Raw genomic sequence first — 21,289 nt, forward strand, 5'->3', positions numbered from 1 at the left:
CGTTCTCAGCGTGCGAGGTTCTCGCCGATGATTCGCCGCACCGCATCCTCGGCAGTACTGTCTTGGCCGTCGAACACGGTTGTCACGGCCGCGGCGGGCCGCTGGATCTGGCCCAGGCGGGGGCCATCGCTCCGAGCCGTTTCGACCGAGACCTCCACGGAGAGGCCAATACGCAACGGATGCTGTGCAACCTCTTGCGGGTCGAGCAGGATGCGCACCGGCACCCTTTGCACCACCTTGATCCAGTTGCCCGTTGCGTTCTGGGCCGGCAGGAGCGCGAAGGCAGATCCTGTTCCCGCGCCCAGACCTGCTACCGTCCCGTGGTATTGCACGTCCTGGCCGTACAGGTCGGACATCAGCGTTGCGTCCAGCCCGATCCTGAGGTGGCGCAATTGCGCCTCCTTGAAATTGGCATCGACCCAGATGCCATCCAGCGGCACCACCGTCATCAGCGTGGACCCCGCCTGCACCCGTTGGCCGACCTGCACGCTGCGTCGCGCGACAAAGCCGTCGACCGGCGCGCGCACCTCCGCGCGCCGAAGCGCCAGATAGGCCTCGCGCACCCGTGCCGCCGCGCGCAAGACGTTGGGATGCCGCTCCACGCTCGTGCGATCGGTCAGCGATAGATTGGCCGCCAACTGGGCCTCGGCCGCCCGAGCCGCCGCACGGCTCGAGGTGAGCGCATTTCGGGCCGAGGTCAACTGCGAGCCGGCATGCTCGAATTCCTCTCGGCCCACGGCGCCGTCCTCCACCAGCGCTTCGCGGCGCCGAGCATCGAGTCGGGCGCGTGCGAGCTCGGATTCGAGCCGGCCGACCTCGGCCTGCCGCAGTGCGATTTGCGCGCCAAGTACCTCGTTGTTGGCATACAGCGTGCGGACCTCGCGCACCGTCTGCGCCAGTTGCGATTCAGCCTGCTCGAGCGCAAGGCGTGCGTCGGCCGGGTCGAGGCGCACGAGCGGCTGGCCGGCATGCACGAAGTCGGTGTCGTCGGCGAGCACCGCCAGCACCGTGCCGGCAACCTGCGGCGTGATCTGGATCATGTTGCCTTGCACATAGGCGTTGTCGGTGGTCACGGCGCTTCCGAAACCCAGCAGCCGAAAAGCAAGGAAGGCCAGCACGATGGCGACCGCCACGGATGTGACCACGACGCCAGCAGGGCGTCGAGATGGCTGGCCCTGAGGGGGCGGGGGGGTTGTCGCAGGAAGCGGTGCATTCATGGATGAAACTCTCCGGCATGTCGCGGACGGCCATCCGGGTCGTCCGCCGTCGCGATGTATCCACCGCCCAACGCGCGCATCAGTTCGGCCTGACTGTCGAGTGCCCGCGCTTGCAGGTCGGCCGCGGCGCGCCGTTGCGCGAGCACGCTGTTCTCTGCGCTCAGCACCACCAGGTACGAGCTGAGTCCCGCCTCGTAGCGCGCGACCGCGAGGCGATAGGCACGCTCCGCGAAAGCCTGCGCGCGCGTCTGGTCCTGCTGCTGGCGATCGATGGATTGCAGCGCGCTGATCTGGTCCGTCGCGTCACGCACGGCCTCCAGCAACGCTGCGTTGTAGGCGGCGATGGCCGCATCGAGGTCGGCGGCCTTTGCGCGCTGATTGGCCCGAAGCCGGCCGGCGTCGAGGATTGGCAGCCGGATCGCCGGGCCGATGCCCATCGCGCGGCTTCCGCCTTCGAACAGGCGGTCGAGCCCCAACGCGTTGTAGCCGGCGAAGGCGACGAGGTTCACGCTTGGATAGAAGTCCGCGTGCGCCACGTCGAGTTCGCGTGCTGCCGCCTCGGCGCGACGGCGCGCGGCGTCGATGTCGGCGCGGCGCCCGAGCAGGTCGGCCGGCACATCGGCGGGCAGGGGCTGCGGCGCCAGTTGCGCGATGCGCGGGCGGAGCGCATCTGCCGCACCAACCGGCTGCGCGGTGAGCGCGACGAGTGCATGACGGCGCGCCGCGATCTGTTCGTCCAGCGCCTCGATCGATTGGTGACTTTCGGGGATGGCCCCCTCGGCCTGCTGGAGCTCGACCGCGGTGTCCAGTCCGGCGCCGGTGCGCCGGCGCACGAGCGCGAGGACTTCGTTGCGTTGCGACAGTGCGCGCTCGGCCACCTCGCGCAGCGCCAGCAGCCTTGACAGTTGCACGTAGCTGCGTACGACCTGGGACGCCAGAAGCAGCCGTGCCATGGCGGCGTCCGCCTGCGCTGCGCGAGCGTTGCCGAGCGCGGCGGCCAAGGCGGACCGGTTGCGCCCGAAGAAGTCGAGCTCCCAGCTCATTGCGAGCTGAACGGTCGTCAAGGCCTGTTGCGTGCCGCCGATGCTGGGCGGATACAGCGCATGCTCCGGAAAGCGCTGGTAGACGCTGTCGAAGCGGGCGGCGACGAGGGGGCGGTCTTCGGCGTCGATGCGCGCCGCAACCGCCCACGCGCGCCGCAACCGTGCGGCGGCGATCTCGAGCGACGGACTGTCCGCAAGCGCCTTCTCGACCAATGCGTCGAGCTCGGGATCGCGGAACACACGCCACCATGCCTCATCGACCGACGGGGCAGCGAGCTCGGGGCGAAGGCCAATGGCATCCGCCTCAAGCCGGCCAACTTGCGGTGGCAGTTGTTCGGGCAATGCACAGGCGGTCAACCACAAGGTGGGCACGGCGAAAACCAGTGCGGTGCGCTGACGGCGAATCGCATCCGATACACGGCGCAAGGAGACTGAACCCATGGACCCGATGGTCGGACAGCCGACGGCGCGCTTCTTTGATGAATCGCGTGGCTTTGGATCAAACCGATCACGCCGACGTGCAGTGCCAATCTTTGCCAGACAAGCGCCAATCACGCCTGCTTCATTCCATCGCATAGGCGACTGAGTCCGCAAGATGGACCTATCCGCGAACGTCAATTGCAGGAGATCACCATGCTTCTTCCACTACCTCGACTTCCCGCCCCCTTCATCACCCTTGTGTGCACGGGAGTCCTTGCTCTTCCGATGCCTGCCGCCCGCGCGCATGACGCGGTCGAGGAAACCGTCTCGCCCAAGTTCTCGCAAGCGCTTCCCAATGTGCCGGGCAAGACGTTGACCACCCTGATCGTCGACTTTCCGCCGGGTGCCAAGGCGAAGCCGCACCGTCATGGAGAAGCCTTCGTCTATGCCTACGTGCTGAAGGGTGCATTGCGCAGCCAGATCAACGATGAAGCGCCGCGCGTTTACCACGCGGGCGACAACTGGTTCGAGCCGCCCGGCGTGCGTCATCCACTCACCGAGAACGCAAGCCGCTCGCAACCGGCGCGGTTGCTGGTGGTATTTGTCGCCAACACGGGCGACGCACTCAAGATTCCCGATCAACCTTGAAGGAGTACCTGATGACACAGCGTCTGGATCACCAATCGATCGCGCCCGAAGGTATGCGCAGCCTCGGTGGCGTCTACATGTACGTGAACAAGTCGGGGCTGCCGCATGAGCTCATCGACCTGGTCTATCTGCGCGTGTCGCAGATCAACGGCTGTGCCTATTGCGTGGCCGCGCACTCCCGTGACTTGCTGAAAGCGGGCGTGCCGCCGGTCAAGCTGATGATGCTCAATGCCTGGCACGAAGCGGACATGGTGTTCTCGGCGCGCGAACGTGCCGCGCTGCAGTGGGCTGAATCGCTTACGCGCGTATCGGAAACCGGAGCGCCGCAGGCCGACTACGACGCGATGTCGGAGTACTTCACCGAGCGCGAGCGCGTGGACCTGACGCTCGCGGTGGGGCTCATCAATACCTACAACCGGCTTGCGATCGCCTTCCGGAAGACGCCGGAAGTTGCAATGCCCGGGTAAGGGCTAGTCCTTGTGCGACGTCCATTGGCGGACGATGGTGGTCACGAGCTTTGTCACCATGAGGCGCGTGTCCGACCACTCCATGGTGCGCGTCATGCACGGGAAAACGATCGTTCCGTGGACGGCTGCGATCAGCATGTCGGCCGCAAGTCGTGCAGGCATAGGGGGGGATGAAAGCGTCGCCCACAAGCCCTCGACGGTCTCGTAGTAGAGATCCAGGCTTTCCATCACCACGGACGATTGGCCGAAGGGTTGCGTGCCCGCGGGCACCGGCGCGGGCTGCGTGGATGCCGCGGGAAAGATCATCAGGAACTCGTCCATGTGACCGAGCCAGTACTCCGCGGCGCCTATGAACAGCTTCTCGACGCGCCGGGCGGGATCGCGGGTGCGGGCGATGAGATGCCGCAGGTCCTGCGTTGCCGCGTGCATGTCGTGCGCGCGAATCTGAACGAACAGGTCCTGCTGGTGTGCGAAGTACTGGTAGATCGCACCCGGCGCGTAGCCGGCTTCGGCGGCGATGCGGCGCAGGGAGATGCGCGAATGGTCTTCCTCCTCGGCGAACAGCTTGCGTCCCGCGGCGATGAAGGCCTCGCGGACCTTTGCCTTGTCCTCGGGGGTGCGTGCGCGGCTGAGGACCTCGTTCTTCGGATGGCGAAAGGACATGTTGCGTGGTGAGGCGCGAGGCGCACTGCGGAGGGAATTGAAAAAGTATAGGCGCGGGCCGACGGGCAGCCCACGGCCCCAACCGTTGGGAGCGGGTAAGTCCCGAATAGTAATTGAACATGTGCAATTAATATCGCGCAATCTGCAAATCGGCAGCCTCTCGGGAGCAACCATGCAACACGCCCCTGCGACGACCCCCGGGTCGTCGACGCCACCCACACCATCGTGCTGCTGCGGCAGCAACAAGGCACCCGCGGGTGACGCGCGGCCAGGGCCCATCGCTGGCACGTTCGAGCTGATCGACCACTTCGGACTGGCGGTGAGCGAGCGCAGCTACGGCGACCGGCATCTGCTGGTGTTCTTCGGGTTCACCCACTGCGCAGTCGTCTGTCCACGCGAACTCGCCAAGCTCGGTCACGTACTCACCCTGCTGGGGCCGCTGGCTGCGCGGGTTCAGCCGCTCTACATCACGGTCGATCCTGCGCGGGACGACCCCGCCACGATGCGTCGATTTCTCGCGCGGTTCCCGGGCGACTTCGTGGGCCTGACCGGCTCGGCGGAACAGGTCGAGGCCGCGAAGAAGTCCTATCGAATCTTTGCGGCGCCAGTGGACGATCCGACCGCGCCTGACGGCTACGTCGTGCCGCACACGGCGTTCAGTTATTTGATGGGGCCGGGTGGTCGGTACGAAACGCATTTCCCCGAGATCCGCAACGCCGAAACCATCGCCGGGAGCATCCGGGCGCGCCTGGAACAAGGCGTTCCAGCTTTATGACCTCCGAGCGCTGACCCTACGGCGAGCCTAGCCGCACCAGCCAGAAAGTGGCAGGTCAGGGTAAACGCTAAGTGGATAATTGAACGCGTTTAAATATAGTTCGGCCAACGCGGATAGCTTTCAACACGAGCCGTCCTTCTTTCTCGAGCCGCACCCGTTGCGGCTCACTCTGGAGAATTCTCTTGGCGAAACTCAACGGCGGTCAGGTCCTTGTGGAAGTGCTGCGGCGCTTCGGAATCGATACGGCATTCACGCTGCATGGCGGTCATCTGGATGCGGCCTATCAGGCCGCACGCGATGCGGGCATGCGCGTGATCGACACGCGGCACGAGCAAGCGGCGGGCTTCGCGGCATCGGCCTATGCGCGCAGCAGCGGGCGGGTCGGGCTGGCGATGGTCACAGCGGGAGGCGGCATCACGAATGTGGTCTCGCCCGTGGCCAATGCACTCGCGGATTGCGTGCCGATGCTGATCATCGGCGGCGCCCCCGCGTTGCAGGACGTCGATGCGCTGCCGGTCAATGGCGGCGTCGACCAGATGGCTGTGATGCGCGCGATCACGAAGTGGGCCGTTCAAGTCCCTCACATCAACCGCCTCGCGGACTTGCTCGGGCAGGCGATCCGCAAGGCAGGCAGCGGCAAGCCCGGCCCGGTGTACGTCGAGGTGCCGATCGACATCATGTTCGGCCGCATCGAAGAAGCAGAGGTGCGCCATCTGGATGGAGACGTCGCGCCAGCGCGCCCCGCGCCGAACGCACAGGCCGTGGACCGGATCGTGGAAATGCTGCGAGGCGCGGAACGGCCGGTGATCCTCGCGGGCGGTGGCACGCTCTATTCGGGTTGCGCGAAGGAGTTGCGCGCGTTTGCCGAGCGCTCGGGCATTCCGGTGCTTACCAACGGCAAGTCGCGCGGCATCCTGCCGACCGATCACCCGCTCTGGGGTCGCGGCTATGCCACGCTCGCGCCTGCGCGGGGGCAGGGCCTCGTGCCCGATCTGCTGCTTGTGCTCGGCGCGCGCTTCGGCATCTACACCGGTGGCCGACGCAAGTCCTTCCTACCACCTGAAGCGAAGATCGTGCAGGTCGACATCGAGGGCGGCGACATCGGCCGTATCCGCGAAGCCGACCTCGCCGTGATCGCCGACTGCGGTGAAACCCTGCGCGCGCTGCTGCAGGCCACCGAGCGCAATCCGCTACCGGACACGCGTGACTGGGCCACTCGCCTGTGCGCGGTGGGCTCGGCATCGAAGCAGAATTTCGCCGCTGCTGCCAAGAGCGAGCGTGGCGCGGTGCATCCGTACCGCCTTGCACTGGCAGTGGCAAACGCAATCCCGCGCGACGCCGTCGTTTGCCTGGATGGTGGCGAATCGCACTCCTGGATCGACATGACGGCACATAGCGATGCGCCCGGCCGCTGGCTGGGACATGGGTATGTCGGCTCGATGGGCGAAGGACTCCCGCTGGCTGTCGGCGCGCAGGTCGCCAATCCGGGCCGGCGCGTGGTCTGCTTCACGGGCGACGGTTCGCTCGGCTTCAATTTCGCCGAGTTCGACACGTTCGTGCGGCATGGCTTGCCGGTGGTGGTGGTGGTCAACAACGACCAGATGTGGGGCATGTCCGCCCATGGGCAGGACCTGATGTACGGCGAAGGCAAGCGCATGGTGAGCGAGCTCGGCCGCACACGCTACGACCAGGCTGCGGCAGGCTTCGGCTGCCACGCCGAGTTTGTCGAAGACGTGGCGGATCTCGACGCGGCCATCGAGCGCGCGCTGGCCTCGAACAAGCCGGCGTGCGTCAATGTGATGACGGACCCGGGCGTGATGCATCCCATCACCCAGCGATTCGTCGGGCGCATGGCGGAGCAGGACGCGTCCCGCAACTTCGTTCCCTATGCCGACGACCTGGAGGCCTGAGATGATCCACGTCAATCGACTCGAAGGGCGCGTTGCACTCGTCACAGGCGCGGGCTCCGGCATCGGCCACGCCATCTGCACGCGCCTCGCCGAAGAAGGCGCGAGGATCGTCGCGCTCGACCGCGACGCAGCCGCTGCGAACGCGACGGCGACCGCGATCGGTGACGACGCCTATGCAGTGGCGGCCGACGTCGCCAATGTGGAGGACATGCAGCGCGCGGTCGCGGAAGTCGTGGAGCGCTTCGGGCGTCTCGACATCGCGGTCAATGCCGCAGGCGTCGGCGCCAGCAGCCTGCTGGTCGACACCCAGATGGAAACCTGGCAGCGCGTGATGGACGTGTGCCTGACCGGCGTCTTCGTGTCATCCCAGGCGCAGGCGCGCCAGATGATTGCGCAGGGCGGCCCAGCCGTGATCGTCAACATCGCATCGACCAATGCGCAGCAGCCCGGGGAAGGCCTTGCGGCCTACTGCGCGGCCAAGGCAGGGGTCGACATGCTCAGCCGCGTCGCGGCGCTCGAGCTCGCACCCTACGGCATCCGCGTCGCGGCTGTCGGACCGGGCCTCACTGACACGCCGATGGTGGCGCGCCTGCTCGCGAACCCTTCTGCGCGCGATGCGTTCCTCGACAACATCCCGGCCGGTCGGCCCGCGCGGCCAGAGGACATCGCGGCCGCGGTCGCTTTTCTCGCGAGCGACGATGCCGCGTACGTCACGGGGCAGACGCTCTACGTCGACGGCGGTGCATCGATGATGCGCTACCCCAGCCTCGCGTCGCGGCGCGCAGGAGCGGCCGCATGAAGGCGTTGGTCTATCTCGGCGACGCGAAGGTGCGTCAACTGAACGTGGCCTCGCCGCTTCCGCGTGCCGGCGAAGTGATGGTCACCGTCCTGCAGGCGGGCATCTGCGGCACCGACCTGTGCGTCGTGCGCGACGAGCGGCCGAAGGCGAATGCGCCGGTCACGCTCGGCCACGAGTTCGTCGGGCTGCGCCAGGACACAGGCGAGCGCGTCATCGTCAATCCGCTGCTCGCTTGCGGACGCTGCCGTGCCTGCGAGGAAGGCCGTCCGCATCTTTGCGAACGCCGCGAAGTCATCGGTGTCCACCGAGGCGGTGGGTTCGCGGAATCAGTGGCGGTGCCCGAAGCCAACCTCGTGCCGGCGGGCGACACCACGGCCGCTCAGGCTGCAATGGCAGACCCGATCGCGACTGCGCTGCATGCCTTCCGGCTCGCGCCTGAGCCCCGTGGGCCGGTCGCGATCATCGGGGCAGGCGCCATCGGCTTGTCGATGCTTTTCGTTCTCAAGCGCTTCGGCGTCGCGAACATCATGGTCGCCGACCTGTCCGACGAACGCCTGGCCTTCGCGCGCGAACTCGGCGCCGACAGCACCGTGGAGAGCATCGGCGGCGTGTACGACGTCGTCTACGACACCGTGGGCGCCGTCGCAACTCGGCGAGACGCGGCGATGAAGACCCGCGCCGGCGGTACTGCAGTGCTCGTGGGCCTGCACAGCGCCGATCTTTCGGTGCCCGCGGGTCCGCTGATTGGCGGCGAGCGCACCCTCAAGGGCTCGTTCGGCTACACGCCGGACGAGTTCCGCGAAGCCGTCGCGATGCTCCCGGACCTGGACACGCGCTGGGTCCACACCGTGCCTTTCGGTGAAGCCGAGGGCTTGTTCACCGCACTGATCGAAGGGCGTTCGCCGCCCGGGCATATTAAGTTGCAGATGCGCATGCGCGCCTGATTCGAAACATCCAAGGAGACGAAACCATGTTCAGTCGATTGATCCGCGCGGCCGCGCTCGCGGCCGCCGGCCTGGCCGCCGCCGGAGCGCATGCACAAGGGGAGCCGATCCGCATTGGCGCGGTGCTTTCCGCTACAGGGCCGGTGGGCTTCATTGGCGATCCCCAGCAAAAGACTCTCGAATTGCACGTCAAGCAGCTCAACGAGCAGGGCGGCGTGCTGGGTCGCAAGATCGCGCTCACCGTGTACGACGACCAGTCGGACCCCAACAACGCCAACACGTTCGCGAAGCGGCTCATCGAATCCGACAAGGTCGATGTGCTTCTGGGTGGCACCGTGTCGCCGCCGGCACTCGCGATGGTGCCCTATGCAGAACGTGCGGGCGTGCCTTTTGTCTCGACGGGCGGTAGCTTGTCGCTGGTCGATCCCGTGAAGAAATGGGTCTTCAAGACCCCGCATTCGGACCGCATGGTGGCGGAGCGCATCCTTCAGGACATGAAGGAGCGCGGTATCCAGCGGATCGCGATGCTGACGGAAACCAGCGGCTTCGGGCAATCCGGCAAGAAGGAAGTGAACGCTGCCGCCGGTAAGTTCGGCATCACGGTGGTCGGCGAGGAGACCTACGGCGCGAAGGACACGGACATCACGCCGCAGCTCACGCGGCTGCGCAACCTGAAGGACACGCAGGCCATGCTGATCTTCTGCGGTGCGGGCACCAGCCCGGCGGTGGCGATCAAGAACTACGCGCAGATGGGAATGAAGCTGCCGGTGTACATGCCGCATGCGGCGGTGAACCGGGAGTTCATCAAGCTCGGCGGCCCGGCGACCGAGGGCGTTCGCATGCCGACCACGGGCTTCGTCGTGCCAGACGCACTGCCCGGAAGCGATCCGCAGAAGAAGCCGTCGCTGGACTACTACCGAACCTACAAGGAAGCCTACAAGGCTGACGCGTCGCCGTTCGGCGGCAACATCGCCGACGCCCTGGCGATCGCCGTCGACGCGATCCAGCGCGCCGGCGGGACGGACCGAGCGAAGGTGCGCGATGCGATCGAGGCCACGAAGGGCCTGGTCGGGCTGAACGGCATCTTCACCATGTCCAGCTCCGACCACAATGGGCTGAAGCCGGAATCGTTGCGCATCGTCGAAGTGCGCAACGGCCGGTTCGAGCTCGTGAAGTAGACCGGGAGCTCCCATGGCCTCCGAACTGCTGCAGTTCCTTTTCTCCGGCCTGACCGTTGGCGCGATGTACGCACTCGCGGCCCTGGGCTATGCGTTGATCTACAACGCCAGTCACATCGTGAACTTCGCGCAGGGCGAATTCATCATGCTCGGCGCAATGACCGCGTCCGCGCTGACGGAGGCGGGCATCGGCCTGCCGATGGCGATTGCTCTAGCGATCGTGGTGTCGGTGGTCGCGGGGATGGGCATGGAGCGACTGGCCATCCGGCCTGCGCGTGGCGCGCCGCTGGTCACGCTCCTGATCGTCACGCTGGGCGTCGCACTCGTGATTCGCGGTGCGGTGCAAGTCGCGCTCGGCAAGGGCAATCACACGCTGGCCGCGTTCTCAGGTGATGCGCCGATCCGCGTGGGCGGTGCGACGCTTGTCCCGCAAAGCCTCTGGGTGTTCGGTGTCACGCTGCTGGTCGTCATGGCGCTCGCCTGGTACTTCGGCCGCACGGTGTCCGGCAAGGCGATGCTGGCGACTTCGCACAATCGCCTCGCGGCGGAATTGGTGGGCGTGAGCACGAACCGCGTGCTGCTGGCCTCGTTCGCGCTGTCGGGCGCGCTCGGTGCCATCGGTGGTGTCATCACCGCGCCGATCACCTTCACGAGCTACGACGCCGGCGTCGTGCTGGGCCTCAAGGGCTTCGCCGCCGCCGCGCTGGGCGGCATCGGCAGCGGGCCGGGCGCCATCGCGGGCGGTCTCGCGTTGGGAGTGATGGAGGCCATGGCGGCCGGCTATGTTTCGGCCGCCTACAAGGACGCCGTTGCATTCGTGCTGATCCTGCTGGTGCTGATGTTCATGCCGCGCGGCCTCTTCGGCGCAAGAGTCACGGAGCGCGTATGACACTGCAATCCCGTCGCGCCGGCCTCGGCGTTCTTGCCGTCGTGCTGCTCGCGTTCCCGTGGTTCGGGCCGGACAGCTTTGCGTACGACCTTGCGATCCGCATCGCGATCAACGCGGTCGTGGTGATCGGATTGAACCTGCTGTTCGGATACGCGGGCCAGATCAGTCTCGGGCATGCGGCCTTCTTCGGATTCGGCGCCTACGCTTCGGCGATCCTGACCACGCACTTCGACTGGTCGCCGCTCGCGGCATTGGTGGCAGGCGCCGCGGCGACGGGCGCGCTGGCCTTCGTGATCGCGCGGCCGATCCTGCGGCTGTCGGGACACCACCTGGCGATGGCGACCCTCTCGCTCGGGCTCATCGCGACCATCGTCTTCAACAACGAAACCCGCTGGACGGGCGGCTCCGACGGCATGGCGGTCGCGCCACTTGCGGCTTTCGGCTTCACTCTTTCGGGCGAGCCTGCGTGGTACGTGCTGGTGGCGGTGTTGCTGATCATCGTGACCTGGGGCGCACTCAACCTGGTGCAGTCGCCCGCCGGTCGCGCGCTGCAGGCCATCCGCGGCTCGGAGGTCGCCGCCCGCATCGTCGGCATCGACGCGGCGCGCTTCAAGACGCGCGTGTTCGTGTTGTCGGCCGTTGTTGCGAGCTTGATGGGCAGCCTCATGGCCCACTATGTGGGCTTTCTTACGCCCGCCGCGGCGGGGCTCGGGCGTTCGGTGGAGTTCGTGATGATGGTGGTCCTCGGCGGAACGGCATCGGTGTTCGGCTCCATCGTCGGGGCGGGCATCGTCACGCTGCTGCCGCAGTTGCTGCACGCCTTCGAGTCGTGGGAGACGCTGCTGCTCGGCGTCATCCTGACCGGGGCCATGATCTTCATGCGCGCTGGCATCGTGCCTTCGCTGCAAGCGGCTTTCGCGGGCCGCGTTGCCGGCGCGGCGCGGGCCAAGCAGAGCGAGGCCCCCGAGGAATCAGGCTCGGCCTGCGGCGCTCGGGGGAGCCAGGCATGAACGCGCTCAACGTGAAAGGACTGTCGAAATCCTTCGGTGGGGTGAAGGCCATCCAGGACCTCTGCTTCGATGTCCATCCCGGCACGGTCCACGCCATCATCGGCCCCAACGGTGCAGGCAAGACGACCCTGATCAACCTGGTGACAGGGATCTACGCACCTGACAGCGGCAGCATCGAGCTCTTCGGCCAGCGCGTCGAAGGTTGCACGCCGGAGCGCCTCGCCGTGCAGGGACTGAGTCGGACGTTCCAGAACCTGCAGGTCTGCATGAACATGAGTGCGGTCGACAACGTGGTGATCGGTGCGCACCTGTCACTGGCGTCGGGTCTGCTCGGCGGCATGCTGCGGCTGCCTTCGATGCGACGAGCGGATGCCGCATGCCGCGAGCGGGCGCTCGATCTCATGGAGTTCACCGGTGTCGCACAGTACGCGCGCTCGCAGGCCAGCCAGTTGCCCTACGGTGCGCTCAAGCGGCTGGAGATTGCACGTGCGCTCGCGGCATCGCCGCGACTGCTGCTCATGGACGAGCCGGCCGCCGGGTTGAACCACACGGAGACCGCAGAGATCGAGTTGCTCATCCGCCGCATCGCGGAAAGGGGAACGACGGTCGTGCTTGTCGAGCATGACATGAAGCTCATCATGGGCGCGTCGGATCGCATCTTGGTGCTCCACTATGGCCAGCGATTGGCATTGGGAACGACCGAAGAGATCCGCAACCATCCCGATGTGATCTCTGCCTACCTGGGAGCGGCCGCATGAACAGCCTTCTCGAAGTCCGCGGCCTCGCCAGCCACTACGGCCGCATCCAGGCGCTGCACGGTATCGAGCTCGAAGTGCGCAAGGGCGAGCTCGTCGCGCTGGTCGGCGCCAACGGCGCGGGCAAGACGAGCCTGCTGCGCTGCATTTCCGGCGTGCAACCTGTCTCCGGCGGAGCCTTGCGCTTCGACGGCCGCGAGATCGTGCGCCAATCAGCCGCCGGGCGGGTTCGCCAGGGCATCTGCCAGGTGCCGGAAGGCCGGCAGGTGTTCGGCCCGATGAGCGTGGAAGACAACCTGCGCCTCGGAGCCTTCGTGCGCCAGGACACTGCCGGCATCCGCGGCGATCTCGCGGAGATGTATGCGCTGTTCCCGATCCTCGGCGAGTTCCGCCATCGCGCGGCGGGCACGCTCTCCGGCGGCCAGCAGCAGATGCTCGCGATGGCGCGTGCGCTCATGGGCCGGCCGCGCCTCCTGTTGCTGGACGAGCCCTCGATGGGCCTCGCACCGCTGATCGTCGAGGAGATCTTCGGTGTGATCCGGCGCCTGCGAGAGCAGGGCATGACCACGCTGCTCGTCGAGCAGAATGCGCAGGCGGCGCTTTCGATCGCCGACCGGGGCTATGTGATCGAGACCGGTCGCGTGACACTGTCGGGTGACGGCCGCGCGCTGCTGGCCGACCCGGCGGTGCAGTCCGCCTACCTCGGCATGTGACGCGAAGAAGGAGACACCATGAACGCGCTCGCCATTCCCGAAACGCTCACCGACCGGCAGGCCGGTCACCTGAGGCACTTCGCCAATCTCTCGCGCCAGCCGGTGAATGACTGGTCGCTGATGCAGGGCCGCGGCGCCGGGCAGGATGACTTCGGCGGTTACCGTTTCCAGCTCGCCTACATGGCCTACGCGCTGGCCCTCGCCCACCGGCACCGCTTGCCGGCTGCACCGGGTGCCTTCAGGCCGGTGTTCGAGCGGCTCATGGACAAGATGCTGCTGCCAGAAGTCTGGATGTACTGGGCGCGCGTGGGGCGTGGCGGCAGCATCTTCAATGCGCACCTGTCGCACAACTACACCGAGGACTGGAACCCGGTCGGCCGCGACAACATCATGTACAGCGCCTACGTGCAGTCGATGGCGTTGCTGTATCACTACCTGTTCGACGATGCGCGCTATGCCGCGCCTGGTGCACTGACGTTCAAGTACTGGTCGTACTTCTGGGGCGGCGGGGAGCGACGCTTCGAGTACGACGAGAACAGTCTCAACGAGCACATCTACTGGCAGATGGTCGAGAGCGGCTACCTAGGCGTGGCCTGCGAACCCAATTGCGTCTTCCAGATCTGCAACCAGCCGGCGATCCTCGGCTTTCGCATGCATGACCTCGTCACCGGCGGCTCGACTGCGGCCGAGGTGACCGCGGCCTACCAGCAGGCCTGGGCGCAGTTCGGCCACGTGGGGGACAACGGGCACTTCCACATCATGATGTCGCAGGACACGAAGACGGTGCGCCCGAATCTGGGCAAGGCGGTGTGGGTGGACGCGTGGTGCGGCACGCTGATGAACATGTGGAACCGCGACTTCGTGCACACGCATTACCCGGCCCAGATGCGCGACTGGCTGGTGGCCGGACGCGATGGGGCGCTGTCCGTCCGGTCGTCCGTGAGACCCGAGGTCATGGGACAGAAGATCGTCAACGACGACTCCGACTTCGCCTGGGCCGCTACTTGGGCGTCGGAGATGGGCGATGCCGACACGCTGGCCGGCCTGCTGTCGCATGCGGACCGGTACATGCAGCCGACATGGCGGGACGATGGACTCTACTTCCCGCGCAACGACACGCTCGAAGACGCCGAAGGCAACCGGACGCTGGTCGAGCCGATGGCCGGCAACGTACTGCTGGCCTATGCGTCACTCAACGTGCCCGACGGGCTCTGGCGGCTCTACAACGAGCCTTGGGACGCGGCGCACTTCAGCCAGCCCGCACTGGTCCGCGTCGACGATGGCATCGATGTGCTGCAGGCGCGATTCGACGCGGACGCGCGGCAACTCCGGTTTGCATTGCGGCGCTCGTCGATGGGGCCGTCCGAGTCTGGGGTGGTCATTGGCAGGCTCTCCGCGCGGGGACGGTGGGTGCTGAGCTGCGATGGCGTGGTGGTGGCGCGAGGCTCCGCGGGCCGCATCGATTCGTCGAACGGCTTCGTCATCCGGCCGGTCGATGAAGGAATCGAAATCCTGATCGCGCAGGCCGACCCGGCGAGCTTCGTGATGCAGTTCGAGTCGTAGGGCGCGTCATCCTTGTCCTTGCGGCGCGAATCCCCGAAGCGGTTTGAGGAAGACGATCCGCCGGGGCCCTGACAGCAACTCCGGCAGCGCGGCCTCTAACGGCTGGCGGTAGGGCTTGGCGAGGTGGCGCGACAGGAACTCCTCGCGCGTGCACGCCCAGGTCTCGTAGTTGACGATCAGGTTGGGGTCATCGAGATCCTCGTGAGCCCACGTGTTGATGAAGTCGGGCTCCGCTGACATGGCCTCGAGCACCTCGAACATCATCTCGCGCATGCGCTCTCGCGCCTCGGGCTTCACCGGCAGGTAGACGATGAAGGAAACACGGGCCGTGGATGTGGAAGCGGCGGGATCGTTCATGAGTCACCTCGCATCGGATTGATTGAACACTCACGGGGCGCTGCTGTTCAGGAAGCGTGTCAGCGCATCCATCGTCTGTTGTGGCGCCTCTTCCATCAGCCAGTGTCCTGAGCCCGGTACGACGACCCCTTCGACGTGCGTAGCGACCAGGCGTGCCTGCGTGATCAGGAATTGGCCGGAAGCTTTCTCGCCGCCGAGCACCAGCATTGGCATCGGCAACGGGGTCTTCGCGAACTCGGCGAAGTCCTGGGCGTCCTGCTCGAAAGCCTGGAAGTACTTGAAGGTCGCGCGCATCGCACCGGGTTGCGCGTACTGCCTTGTGTAGTAGCGCCGATCGGTCTCGGAGACCGAATGCTTGGGATCTGCCGCGAAATCGTTCCAGAAGTGTTCGAGATAGATGCGTTCACGACCCCTCACGAGTTTCTCCGGCGTTTCGCCGTAGAAGTTGAAATGCCATTTGTCGCGCAATAGCCAGACCTTCTGCCAGTCGCCCACCCCGGGCAGGAAGGCATCCATCAGTGCAATGCTCTCGACCTCGTCGGGGTACTGCGACGCATAGGCGTAAGCAACCATCAGACCGATGTCGTGGCCCACGAGCTTGACGCGCTTGAAGCCGAGCGAAGCCACCAACGCATGGATGTCCTGCGCCAAAGTCTTCTTGTCGTAGCCCGAATCCGGCTGCGAGGAGTCGCCTGCCCCGCGCAAGTCGGGTGCAATCACGGTGCGTGTCGTGGCAAGGCGCGGTATGAGCGGCAGCCACATGTGGCTCGTCTCAGCATAGCCATGCAAGAGCACGACGGGCGTATCAGGCCCCTGGCCCGCTTCGAGGTAGTGCAGCTTGACGCCGTTGGCCTCCGCGACGTGGTTGGCAACGACGAGGGATTCATCGGGTGATCGTGCGGGTGCCGATGCGGAGGCCATGCAGATCAGAACCGAAAGTAGCGCAGCAATAGGAGCTTTCATGGGTTGCCTGGACCTGGGAGTTGAATCGGCAACCATGGTCGGCCCTCGCGCCCACAGCTTCTATCGAGAAAGGCGCAGCGTTGGATCGATCCGATCACGGACTGCCGACAGACTTGCAAGGCGCAAGTCACGACAAAACGCAGCAGTCGTGAGCAATATCCTTTGTCTATCCCGGGACAGACTCGTGCCATCCAGTTCAGGAGGTACGCAATGGGCAGTTCGACGATTCACGATGACCCGCCTGCTGGCGAGCGCGGCGTTGCTACTCCGGCGTCGATCGTCGACGCGCTCAAGGCTGTCGCGGGCAATCCAAGAGCGGCGCGCGCGAGTTTCGCCAAGGGTGTTTGCGTGCGGGGAACCTACACGCCTTCGGCGGAGGCTGGGCAGGTCACCCGCTCCCTGAACTTCACCCGATCGGCGCGTGTCGTGGCGCGCTTCTCGGTGGGCGGAGGCAACCCTTCGGTCGCGGACACCAACAAGGCTGTGCTGCGGGGCTTCAGCTTCCGGCTCGAAGGCGACGGGACGAGCACCGACATCCTCACCGAGAACGCACCGGTGCATTTCGCCAAGTCCCTGGAGCAGATGCTCGGGTTTCTCAATGCGCGCGTTCCGCGTGCGGATGGCACGCCGGACCCGGAGAAGGTCAAGGCTTTCTCCGCCGCCAATCCCGAGACGCTGAACCAGGCGAACTTCGTTGCTGCCAGGCCGCTCCCCGGCAGCTTTGCAGGGACCAACTATTGGGGAGTTCATTCGTTTCCGGCGACGAACGCCGCGGGACAGACCCGCTTTATCAAGTTCAAGGTGATTCCGGCCGATGCGGAGGTCACGCTTACCGACGATGAAGCGAAGCAGAAGCCGGCCGACTTTCTCCCTCTGGATCTCGAAAGCCGAATCACGGAGGGGCGGGCTGCGTTTCATGTGATGGCCCTGCTGGATCGGCCCGGCGATCCGACGATGGATGTCACGGTCCGTTGGCCGGATGAAGACACTCGCGAAGCGATTCGGCTGGGCACGATCGAGATCACCGCAGTGGAGCCGAGCGAGTCGTGCGACGCGATCTTCTTCAACCCTGCGAATCTTGCCGAGGGGATCAGCCATCCGCCGGATGAGATCTTTGCTGCGCGGGAGACGACATACAGGATCTCCCTGGCAAGACGTCGCAGAGAGCAAGCCGCAGGGTAGGCGGGATCCTGCCATGGCACTTCCACATGCAGTCGCCGGTGAGCCCTGCGATGTTCGCCCGCTCCGTTCGGCACTTGCGGATCACAAGACGACGGCAATCTTCAAGTCGCGGCAGCTCGAGGTCTTGCGGCTGGTCCTGCCAGCCGGCAGGAAGCTGCCGCCTCACAGGGTTCCCGGTGAAATTACGGTCCATTGCATCGAAGGGGTGCTGCTGATCGGCTTGGAGAGCGGTGCCCGAAGACTCGACGCCGGTCACATCCTGTTTCTCCGAGGGGGTGAGCTGCACGATGTTGCCGCCGAAGCGGATGCCTCGGCGCTGGTGACGGTAGTCCTGAGCGATGCCAGCACCGGCGACACAAGCGACTCACCCTGATAGTCTGTGGCGCCAGAACCAGCCCCAAGGAGTTTGGAATGGAATACCGCTATCTCGGCCAGTCTGGCCTTCGCGTACCCGCACTGAGCTTCGGCACCGGTACCTTCGGCGGCAAGGGCCGCCTTTTCGCAGCCTGGGGCAACACCGACGTTGCAGAGGCCCGCTCGCTGATCGACGTGTGCCTTGAATCGGGCGTGAACATGTTCGACAGCGCCGACGTCTATTCGGCCGGCAGCGCCGAAACCATCCTCGGCGAGGCGATCAAGGGCCGGCAGCGGGACTCGCTGCTCCTGTCCACCAAGCTCTCCTTCCGCCATGGCGCGGGGCCGAACGACATCGGGTCTTCGCGCTACAGCCTGATCCGTGGTGTCGACAAGGCCCTGGCCCGATTGGGAACTGATTACATCGATCTGCTGCAACTGCACGGCTTCGATGCAGGCACTCCCGTGGAAGAGACGCTGTCGACGCTCGACGAACTGGTGCGCGCGGGCAAGTTGCGCTACATCGGCGTCTCGAACTTCTCGGGCTGGCACCTCATGAAGTCCCTTGCGGCGTCGGAGCGCCACGGCTGGACGCGCTATGTGGCGCATCAGGCCTATTACTCCCTGGTCGGTCGCGACTATGAATGGGAGCTGATGCCGCTGGCACAGGACCAGGGTGTCGGCGCAGTGGTCTGGAGTCCGCTGGGATGGGGCCGACTGACCGGCAAGATCCGCCGCGGGCAGCCGAAGCCCGAAACCAGCCGGCTGCCGGGAAGCGCGGAAGACGGGCCGCCCGTGTCTGAAGACCATCTGTTCCGCATCGTCGACGTGCTCGACGAGATCGCGCGGGAGACCGGAAAGTCCGTACCGCAGATCGCGCTCAACTGGCTGTTGCAGCGCCCCACGGTGTCGAGCGTGATCATCGGCGCGCGCAACGAACAGCAGCTTCGCGACAACCTCGGGGCTGTCGGCTGGTCGCTCACGCCCGAACAGGTGTCGAGAGTCGATGCGGCCAGCGCCGTCACGCCGGCCTATCCCTACTGGCACCAGCGCGGTACGTACTCGGAGCGCAATCCGGCGCCGGTCTGAGTGCGCTCGCGCGGTGCGACTCAGAGCTGGCTCATGCCGCCGTCCACCACGATCTCGGTGCCGACGATGTAGGCCGACTCCGACGCGGAGAGATGCAGCACGGTCGAGGCAAGCTCTTCCGGCGTGCCGAACCGGCCGAGCGGGATTTGCGCCTGGATCTGCGCTGCAGTGGCTTCCAGCGTGCTTGCATCCAGCCCCAGCTTGCCGTAGAGCGGCGTGCTCACAGGCCCCGGGCTCACCACGTTCACACGCGCACCCTGCGGCAGCAACTCGGCCGACAGCGTCTTGGCCAGGGAGATGACTGCTGCCTTGCTCGCGGCGTAGACCGCCGTGTTGGGCATGCCGATGTGGGCGTTGATCGAGCCGTTGATCACGATCGACGCGCCTTGTGCAAGCAGCGGTGCGATGGCCTGGATCTGGAAGAAGACGCCCTTCACGTTGGTGTTGAAGGTGTCGTCCCAGAAGCCCTCGGTCACGTCGGCAAGGCCCGCGAACTTGGCTGCGCCGGCATTGAGGAATGCCGCGTCGAGCTTCAGGCCGTGGCCTGCGATCGCGGCGGCCAATTCCTTGGCGGCGCCGGAAGCGGCAGCGTCGTTGCGCACGGCAACGGCGCGCGGGCCGAGTTCGGTTTGCGCCTTGTCCAGCGCGGCAGCGTCGCGCCCGGTGATGACGACGCGGGCACCTTCCGCGATGAAGGCCTTGGCCGCAGCGAGGCCGATGCCGCTCGTGCCGCCGGTGACGAGGACTGTCTTGTCTTGAAAGCGTTCCATGATGTTCTCCGTTGAGTTCGGTTGGGTTGCGGTGGAATCACCGTGGATGAATGGTCGGCTTTCGAGGCGCTTTTGACGTACCGGCTTCGCGATGGACATGTTCGACAACTTCGAACGTCTTAACGGAACACTCGGGGGTACCGACGGGAGATCGGAATGGAGCGCAGCTGCGTGTTGCTTTGGTCCACAGTCGGCCGCGCAGCGACCGCTCGGCCCAAAGGAGGCATGAGGCATACATCGTCGACCCAGTCACCTCTGCTCTGTGTCGATGCGTCGCACTTCAAAATTCAAGTTCCCTGATGGTTGATGGATCGAAACGACCGTGCGGCGGCGAGAACATCCGAAGGATCTTCGGCGATCGCTTCTGCAGGCGAGAGTCCCGAGAGTAGGCGATTGGGCTTCGCGAACCATCCCGCAAGCTCGTCCGCATTTTGAAGGTGCAGAGCCTCGATGGTTTCGACGACGGCCTTACGCATCTCGAGGCGCCGAAGATCGAACTGGAAAACGGGCAGCATGAGCTGGCCGTGATAACCGAAATGAATGACCTGCCGTGCGACGATCCATTTCGCCAGTACTGAGACGGGCTGTTCCCAACGCGTCGCGAGGAGGCGGGTCAGAGAAGCACTGTCGATGACTCCCCCGCTTGGGCGATAGGCTGATGGCAACTCATCGAGGTCAAAAGCTTGACGCAGAGTCAGGGTGACTCTTCTCGTCGTGAGACGCGGCGCGAGTCGAGTGGTGCCGTCATCATTGGGCCTGTGGAGGTATGACATGCACCTATCGTCGCGCTCCCGCTGCGGCAATTCTTTCAAGAAGCGGGCGAGGTTGGCCGCCATCATTCACGATGGAGCAATCCCCCATCATGGCAAGAGGAGATAACCTCGGTTGAGAAGCTCGGGGCTCTTGAAGCGGAACGGAATAGGCCAGTGCATGGGCTTCGCATCACCCGCAATTGAGTCCGTGCCAGCGGACGGTCAGCGATCCACTCATGGCGACCTTGCCGTGGTGCCTGGTAGCTTTGTGCGAGGGAGAACGAAACAGCGATGGCGTCTATAGGTCGCAGTGAAGTTAATGGCCCGCTTTGCAAAGGGATCCGATAGCTGATCCTGGGAGAATCTTCCAGCAAGTACGGTACGCCCTCAGATTCTGATTCCAAGGACTGCTCGGTGGAATAGCTGAGGCGTCGGCTGCTCTGTTTTTCTGCTGCCAATGAGAGGTTCCTGCCGCCAGCACCAGAAGAAGACACAGGCCGGCGAAGCGGGCGAAGCAATAGAAATGGTCCAGCGACGCCATGAACGTCGCATCCTCAAGCAGTAGTCCGTTGACGGGATGAGAGTCACGACCAAACCACGTACATCGATGGAGCCCACCCTGTACTCCTTCCTTCGCAGCTTTTCGTCCGTTTAGGCGCACGAAAGCGTCTGTTCTCGAGGCGTTTCCGGGGAGTCTCGATGATTGAACTGTCAATTTCCGTTATGCAGCGAGGAACGAAACCGCTCTCGCGGTAGGCGCTTCGCGCATCCCATGGACACCTCGTGAGCCGGTTGTCGCCACCGTTGGCGGCGAGGCAATCCTGCCTC

Annotated in this window: 22 protein-coding genes; 15 read left to right on the forward strand and 7 right to left on the reverse strand. The window is 65.5% G+C overall.

All coding sequences use genetic code 11. The annotated features are described in order from the left end of the window. Nucleotides 1-5: 5 nt before the first annotated feature. Entirely contained in the window at nt 6-1,133 is a 1,128-nt protein-coding gene (locus tag BLW05_RS33655) for an HlyD/EmrA/EmrK family protein (protein WP_256330629.1), read from the reverse strand. An 80-nt stretch (nt 1,134-1,213) separates the two neighbouring features. Next, nucleotides 1,214-2,701 (reverse strand): efflux transporter outer membrane subunit, encoded by a 1,488-nt coding sequence (locus BLW05_RS33660; RefSeq protein WP_093169010.1) that lies wholly within the window; start codon nt 2,699-2,701, stop codon nt 1,214-1,216. Nucleotides 2,702-2,878: 177 nt separating this feature from the next. Between BLW05_RS33660 and BLW05_RS33665 the strand changes: the two genes are divergently transcribed. Both BLW05_RS33665 and BLW05_RS33670 read left to right on the forward strand, forming a co-directional pair. Next, the gene (locus BLW05_RS33665) at nt 2,879-3,328 is read left to right on the forward strand and encodes a cupin domain-containing protein (RefSeq protein WP_256330630.1); all 450 of its coding nucleotides are present in this window, start codon (nt 2,879-2,881) and stop codon (nt 3,326-3,328) included. A gap of 11 nt (nt 3,329-3,339) precedes the next feature. Next, nucleotides 3,340-3,795, forward strand: coding sequence for a carboxymuconolactone decarboxylase family protein (locus BLW05_RS33670; RefSeq protein WP_093169012.1), 456 nt, complete (start codon nt 3,340-3,342; stop codon nt 3,793-3,795). Between the two features lie 3 nt (nt 3,796-3,798). Here the strand turns inward: BLW05_RS33670 and BLW05_RS33675 are convergent, their stop codons facing one another. Next, nucleotides 3,799-4,458, reverse strand: a complete 660-nt coding sequence (locus tag BLW05_RS33675; RefSeq protein WP_177142937.1) for a TetR/AcrR family transcriptional regulator — start codon at nt 4,456-4,458, stop codon at nt 3,799-3,801. Nucleotides 4,459-4,630: 172 nt separating this feature from the next. Here BLW05_RS33675 and BLW05_RS33680 point away from each other — a divergent pair, with 172 nt between their 5' ends. From BLW05_RS33680 to BLW05_RS33725, 10 genes are all read left to right on the forward strand, one after another. Continuing rightward, entirely contained in the window at nt 4,631-5,233 is a 603-nt protein-coding gene (locus tag BLW05_RS33680; RefSeq protein WP_093169054.1) for an SCO family protein, read from the forward strand. Between the two features lie 182 nt (nt 5,234-5,415). Continuing rightward, on the forward strand, nt 5,416-7,143 hold the full coding sequence (locus BLW05_RS33685; RefSeq protein ID WP_093169016.1) for a thiamine pyrophosphate-binding protein: 1,728 nt from the start codon (nt 5,416-5,418) through the stop codon (nt 7,141-7,143). A gap of 1 nt (nt 7,144) precedes the next feature. Further along, nucleotides 7,145-7,942: an SDR family NAD(P)-dependent oxidoreductase gene (locus tag BLW05_RS33690; protein WP_093169018.1), complete on the forward strand. Its 798-nt coding sequence runs from the start codon at nt 7,145-7,147 to the stop codon at nt 7,940-7,942. Next, nucleotides 7,939-8,886: a zinc-dependent alcohol dehydrogenase gene (locus BLW05_RS33695; RefSeq protein ID WP_093169020.1), complete on the forward strand. Its 948-nt coding sequence runs from the start codon at nt 7,939-7,941 to the stop codon at nt 8,884-8,886. Before BLW05_RS33690 ends, BLW05_RS33695 begins: the two co-directional genes overlap by 4 nt. A gap of 26 nt (nt 8,887-8,912) precedes the next feature. After that, nucleotides 8,913-10,064 carry an ABC transporter substrate-binding protein gene (locus BLW05_RS33700; RefSeq protein ID WP_093169022.1) on the forward strand — a complete coding sequence of 384 codons (1,152 nt, stop codon included), beginning with the start codon at nt 8,913-8,915 and terminating at the stop codon, nt 10,062-10,064. A 13-nt stretch (nt 10,065-10,077) separates the two neighbouring features. Next, nucleotides 10,078-10,953 carry a branched-chain amino acid ABC transporter permease gene (locus BLW05_RS33705; RefSeq protein WP_093169024.1) on the forward strand — a complete coding sequence of 292 codons (876 nt, stop codon included), beginning with the start codon at nt 10,078-10,080 and terminating at the stop codon, nt 10,951-10,953. Beyond that, nucleotides 10,950-11,963, forward strand: a complete 1,014-nt coding sequence (locus BLW05_RS33710) for a branched-chain amino acid ABC transporter permease (RefSeq protein WP_093169026.1) — start codon at nt 10,950-10,952, stop codon at nt 11,961-11,963. Before BLW05_RS33705 ends, BLW05_RS33710 begins: the two co-directional genes overlap by 4 nt. Beyond that, nucleotides 11,960-12,721, forward strand: coding sequence for an ABC transporter ATP-binding protein (locus BLW05_RS33715; protein WP_093169028.1), 762 nt, complete (start codon nt 11,960-11,962; stop codon nt 12,719-12,721). The genes BLW05_RS33710 and BLW05_RS33715 overlap by 4 nt, the downstream gene beginning before the upstream one ends. Continuing rightward, on the forward strand, nt 12,718-13,431 hold the full coding sequence (locus tag BLW05_RS33720; protein ID WP_093169030.1) for an ABC transporter ATP-binding protein: 714 nt from the start codon (nt 12,718-12,720) through the stop codon (nt 13,429-13,431). Before BLW05_RS33715 ends, BLW05_RS33720 begins: the two co-directional genes overlap by 4 nt. Before the next feature lie 18 nt (nt 13,432-13,449). Beyond that, nucleotides 13,450-14,994 carry a linalool dehydratase/isomerase domain-containing protein gene (locus tag BLW05_RS33725; protein WP_177142938.1) on the forward strand — a complete coding sequence of 515 codons (1,545 nt, stop codon included), beginning with the start codon at nt 13,450-13,452 and terminating at the stop codon, nt 14,992-14,994. Between the two features lie 6 nt (nt 14,995-15,000). Here the strand turns inward: BLW05_RS33725 and BLW05_RS33730 are convergent, their stop codons facing one another. Then, entirely contained in the window at nt 15,001-15,351 is a 351-nt protein-coding gene (locus BLW05_RS33730) for a putative quinol monooxygenase (RefSeq protein WP_093169032.1), read from the reverse strand. 30 nt (nt 15,352-15,381) lie between these two features. Beyond that, nucleotides 15,382-16,314, reverse strand: a complete 933-nt coding sequence (locus BLW05_RS33735) for an alpha/beta fold hydrolase (protein ID WP_177142939.1) — start codon at nt 16,312-16,314, stop codon at nt 15,382-15,384. A gap of 210 nt (nt 16,315-16,524) precedes the next feature. Here BLW05_RS33735 and BLW05_RS33740 point away from each other — a divergent pair, with 210 nt between their 5' ends. Genes BLW05_RS33740 through BLW05_RS33750 form a run of 3 tightly spaced genes read left to right on the forward strand, consistent with a single transcriptional unit; the run spans nt 16,525 to nt 18,939 of the window. After that, complete coding sequence (locus BLW05_RS33740) at nt 16,525-17,496, forward strand: catalase family peroxidase (RefSeq protein ID WP_093169036.1); 972 nt, start codon at nt 16,525-16,527, stop codon at nt 17,494-17,496. Between the two features lie 13 nt (nt 17,497-17,509). Continuing rightward, entirely contained in the window at nt 17,510-17,869 is a 360-nt protein-coding gene (locus tag BLW05_RS33745) for a cupin domain-containing protein (RefSeq protein WP_093169038.1), read from the forward strand. A 38-nt stretch (nt 17,870-17,907) separates the two neighbouring features. Further along, nucleotides 17,908-18,939: an aldo/keto reductase gene (locus BLW05_RS33750; protein ID WP_093169039.1), complete on the forward strand. Its 1,032-nt coding sequence runs from the start codon at nt 17,908-17,910 to the stop codon at nt 18,937-18,939. A gap of 20 nt (nt 18,940-18,959) precedes the next feature. Here BLW05_RS33750 and BLW05_RS33755 read toward each other — a convergent pair whose 3' ends face one another. Beyond that, on the reverse strand, nt 18,960-19,709 hold the full coding sequence (locus BLW05_RS33755; RefSeq protein ID WP_093169041.1) for an SDR family oxidoreductase: 750 nt from the start codon (nt 19,707-19,709) through the stop codon (nt 18,960-18,962). 287 nt (nt 19,710-19,996) lie between these two features. Then, nucleotides 19,997-20,548 carry a hypothetical protein gene (locus BLW05_RS33760; protein WP_093169043.1) on the reverse strand — a complete coding sequence of 184 codons (552 nt, stop codon included), beginning with the start codon at nt 20,546-20,548 and terminating at the stop codon, nt 19,997-19,999. Nucleotides 20,549-21,289 lie beyond the last annotated feature (741 nt).

This window comes from Variovorax sp. YR216 (assembly GCF_900107745.1).
Classification (GTDB): Bacteria; Pseudomonadota; Gammaproteobacteria; order Burkholderiales; family Burkholderiaceae_C; genus Variovorax.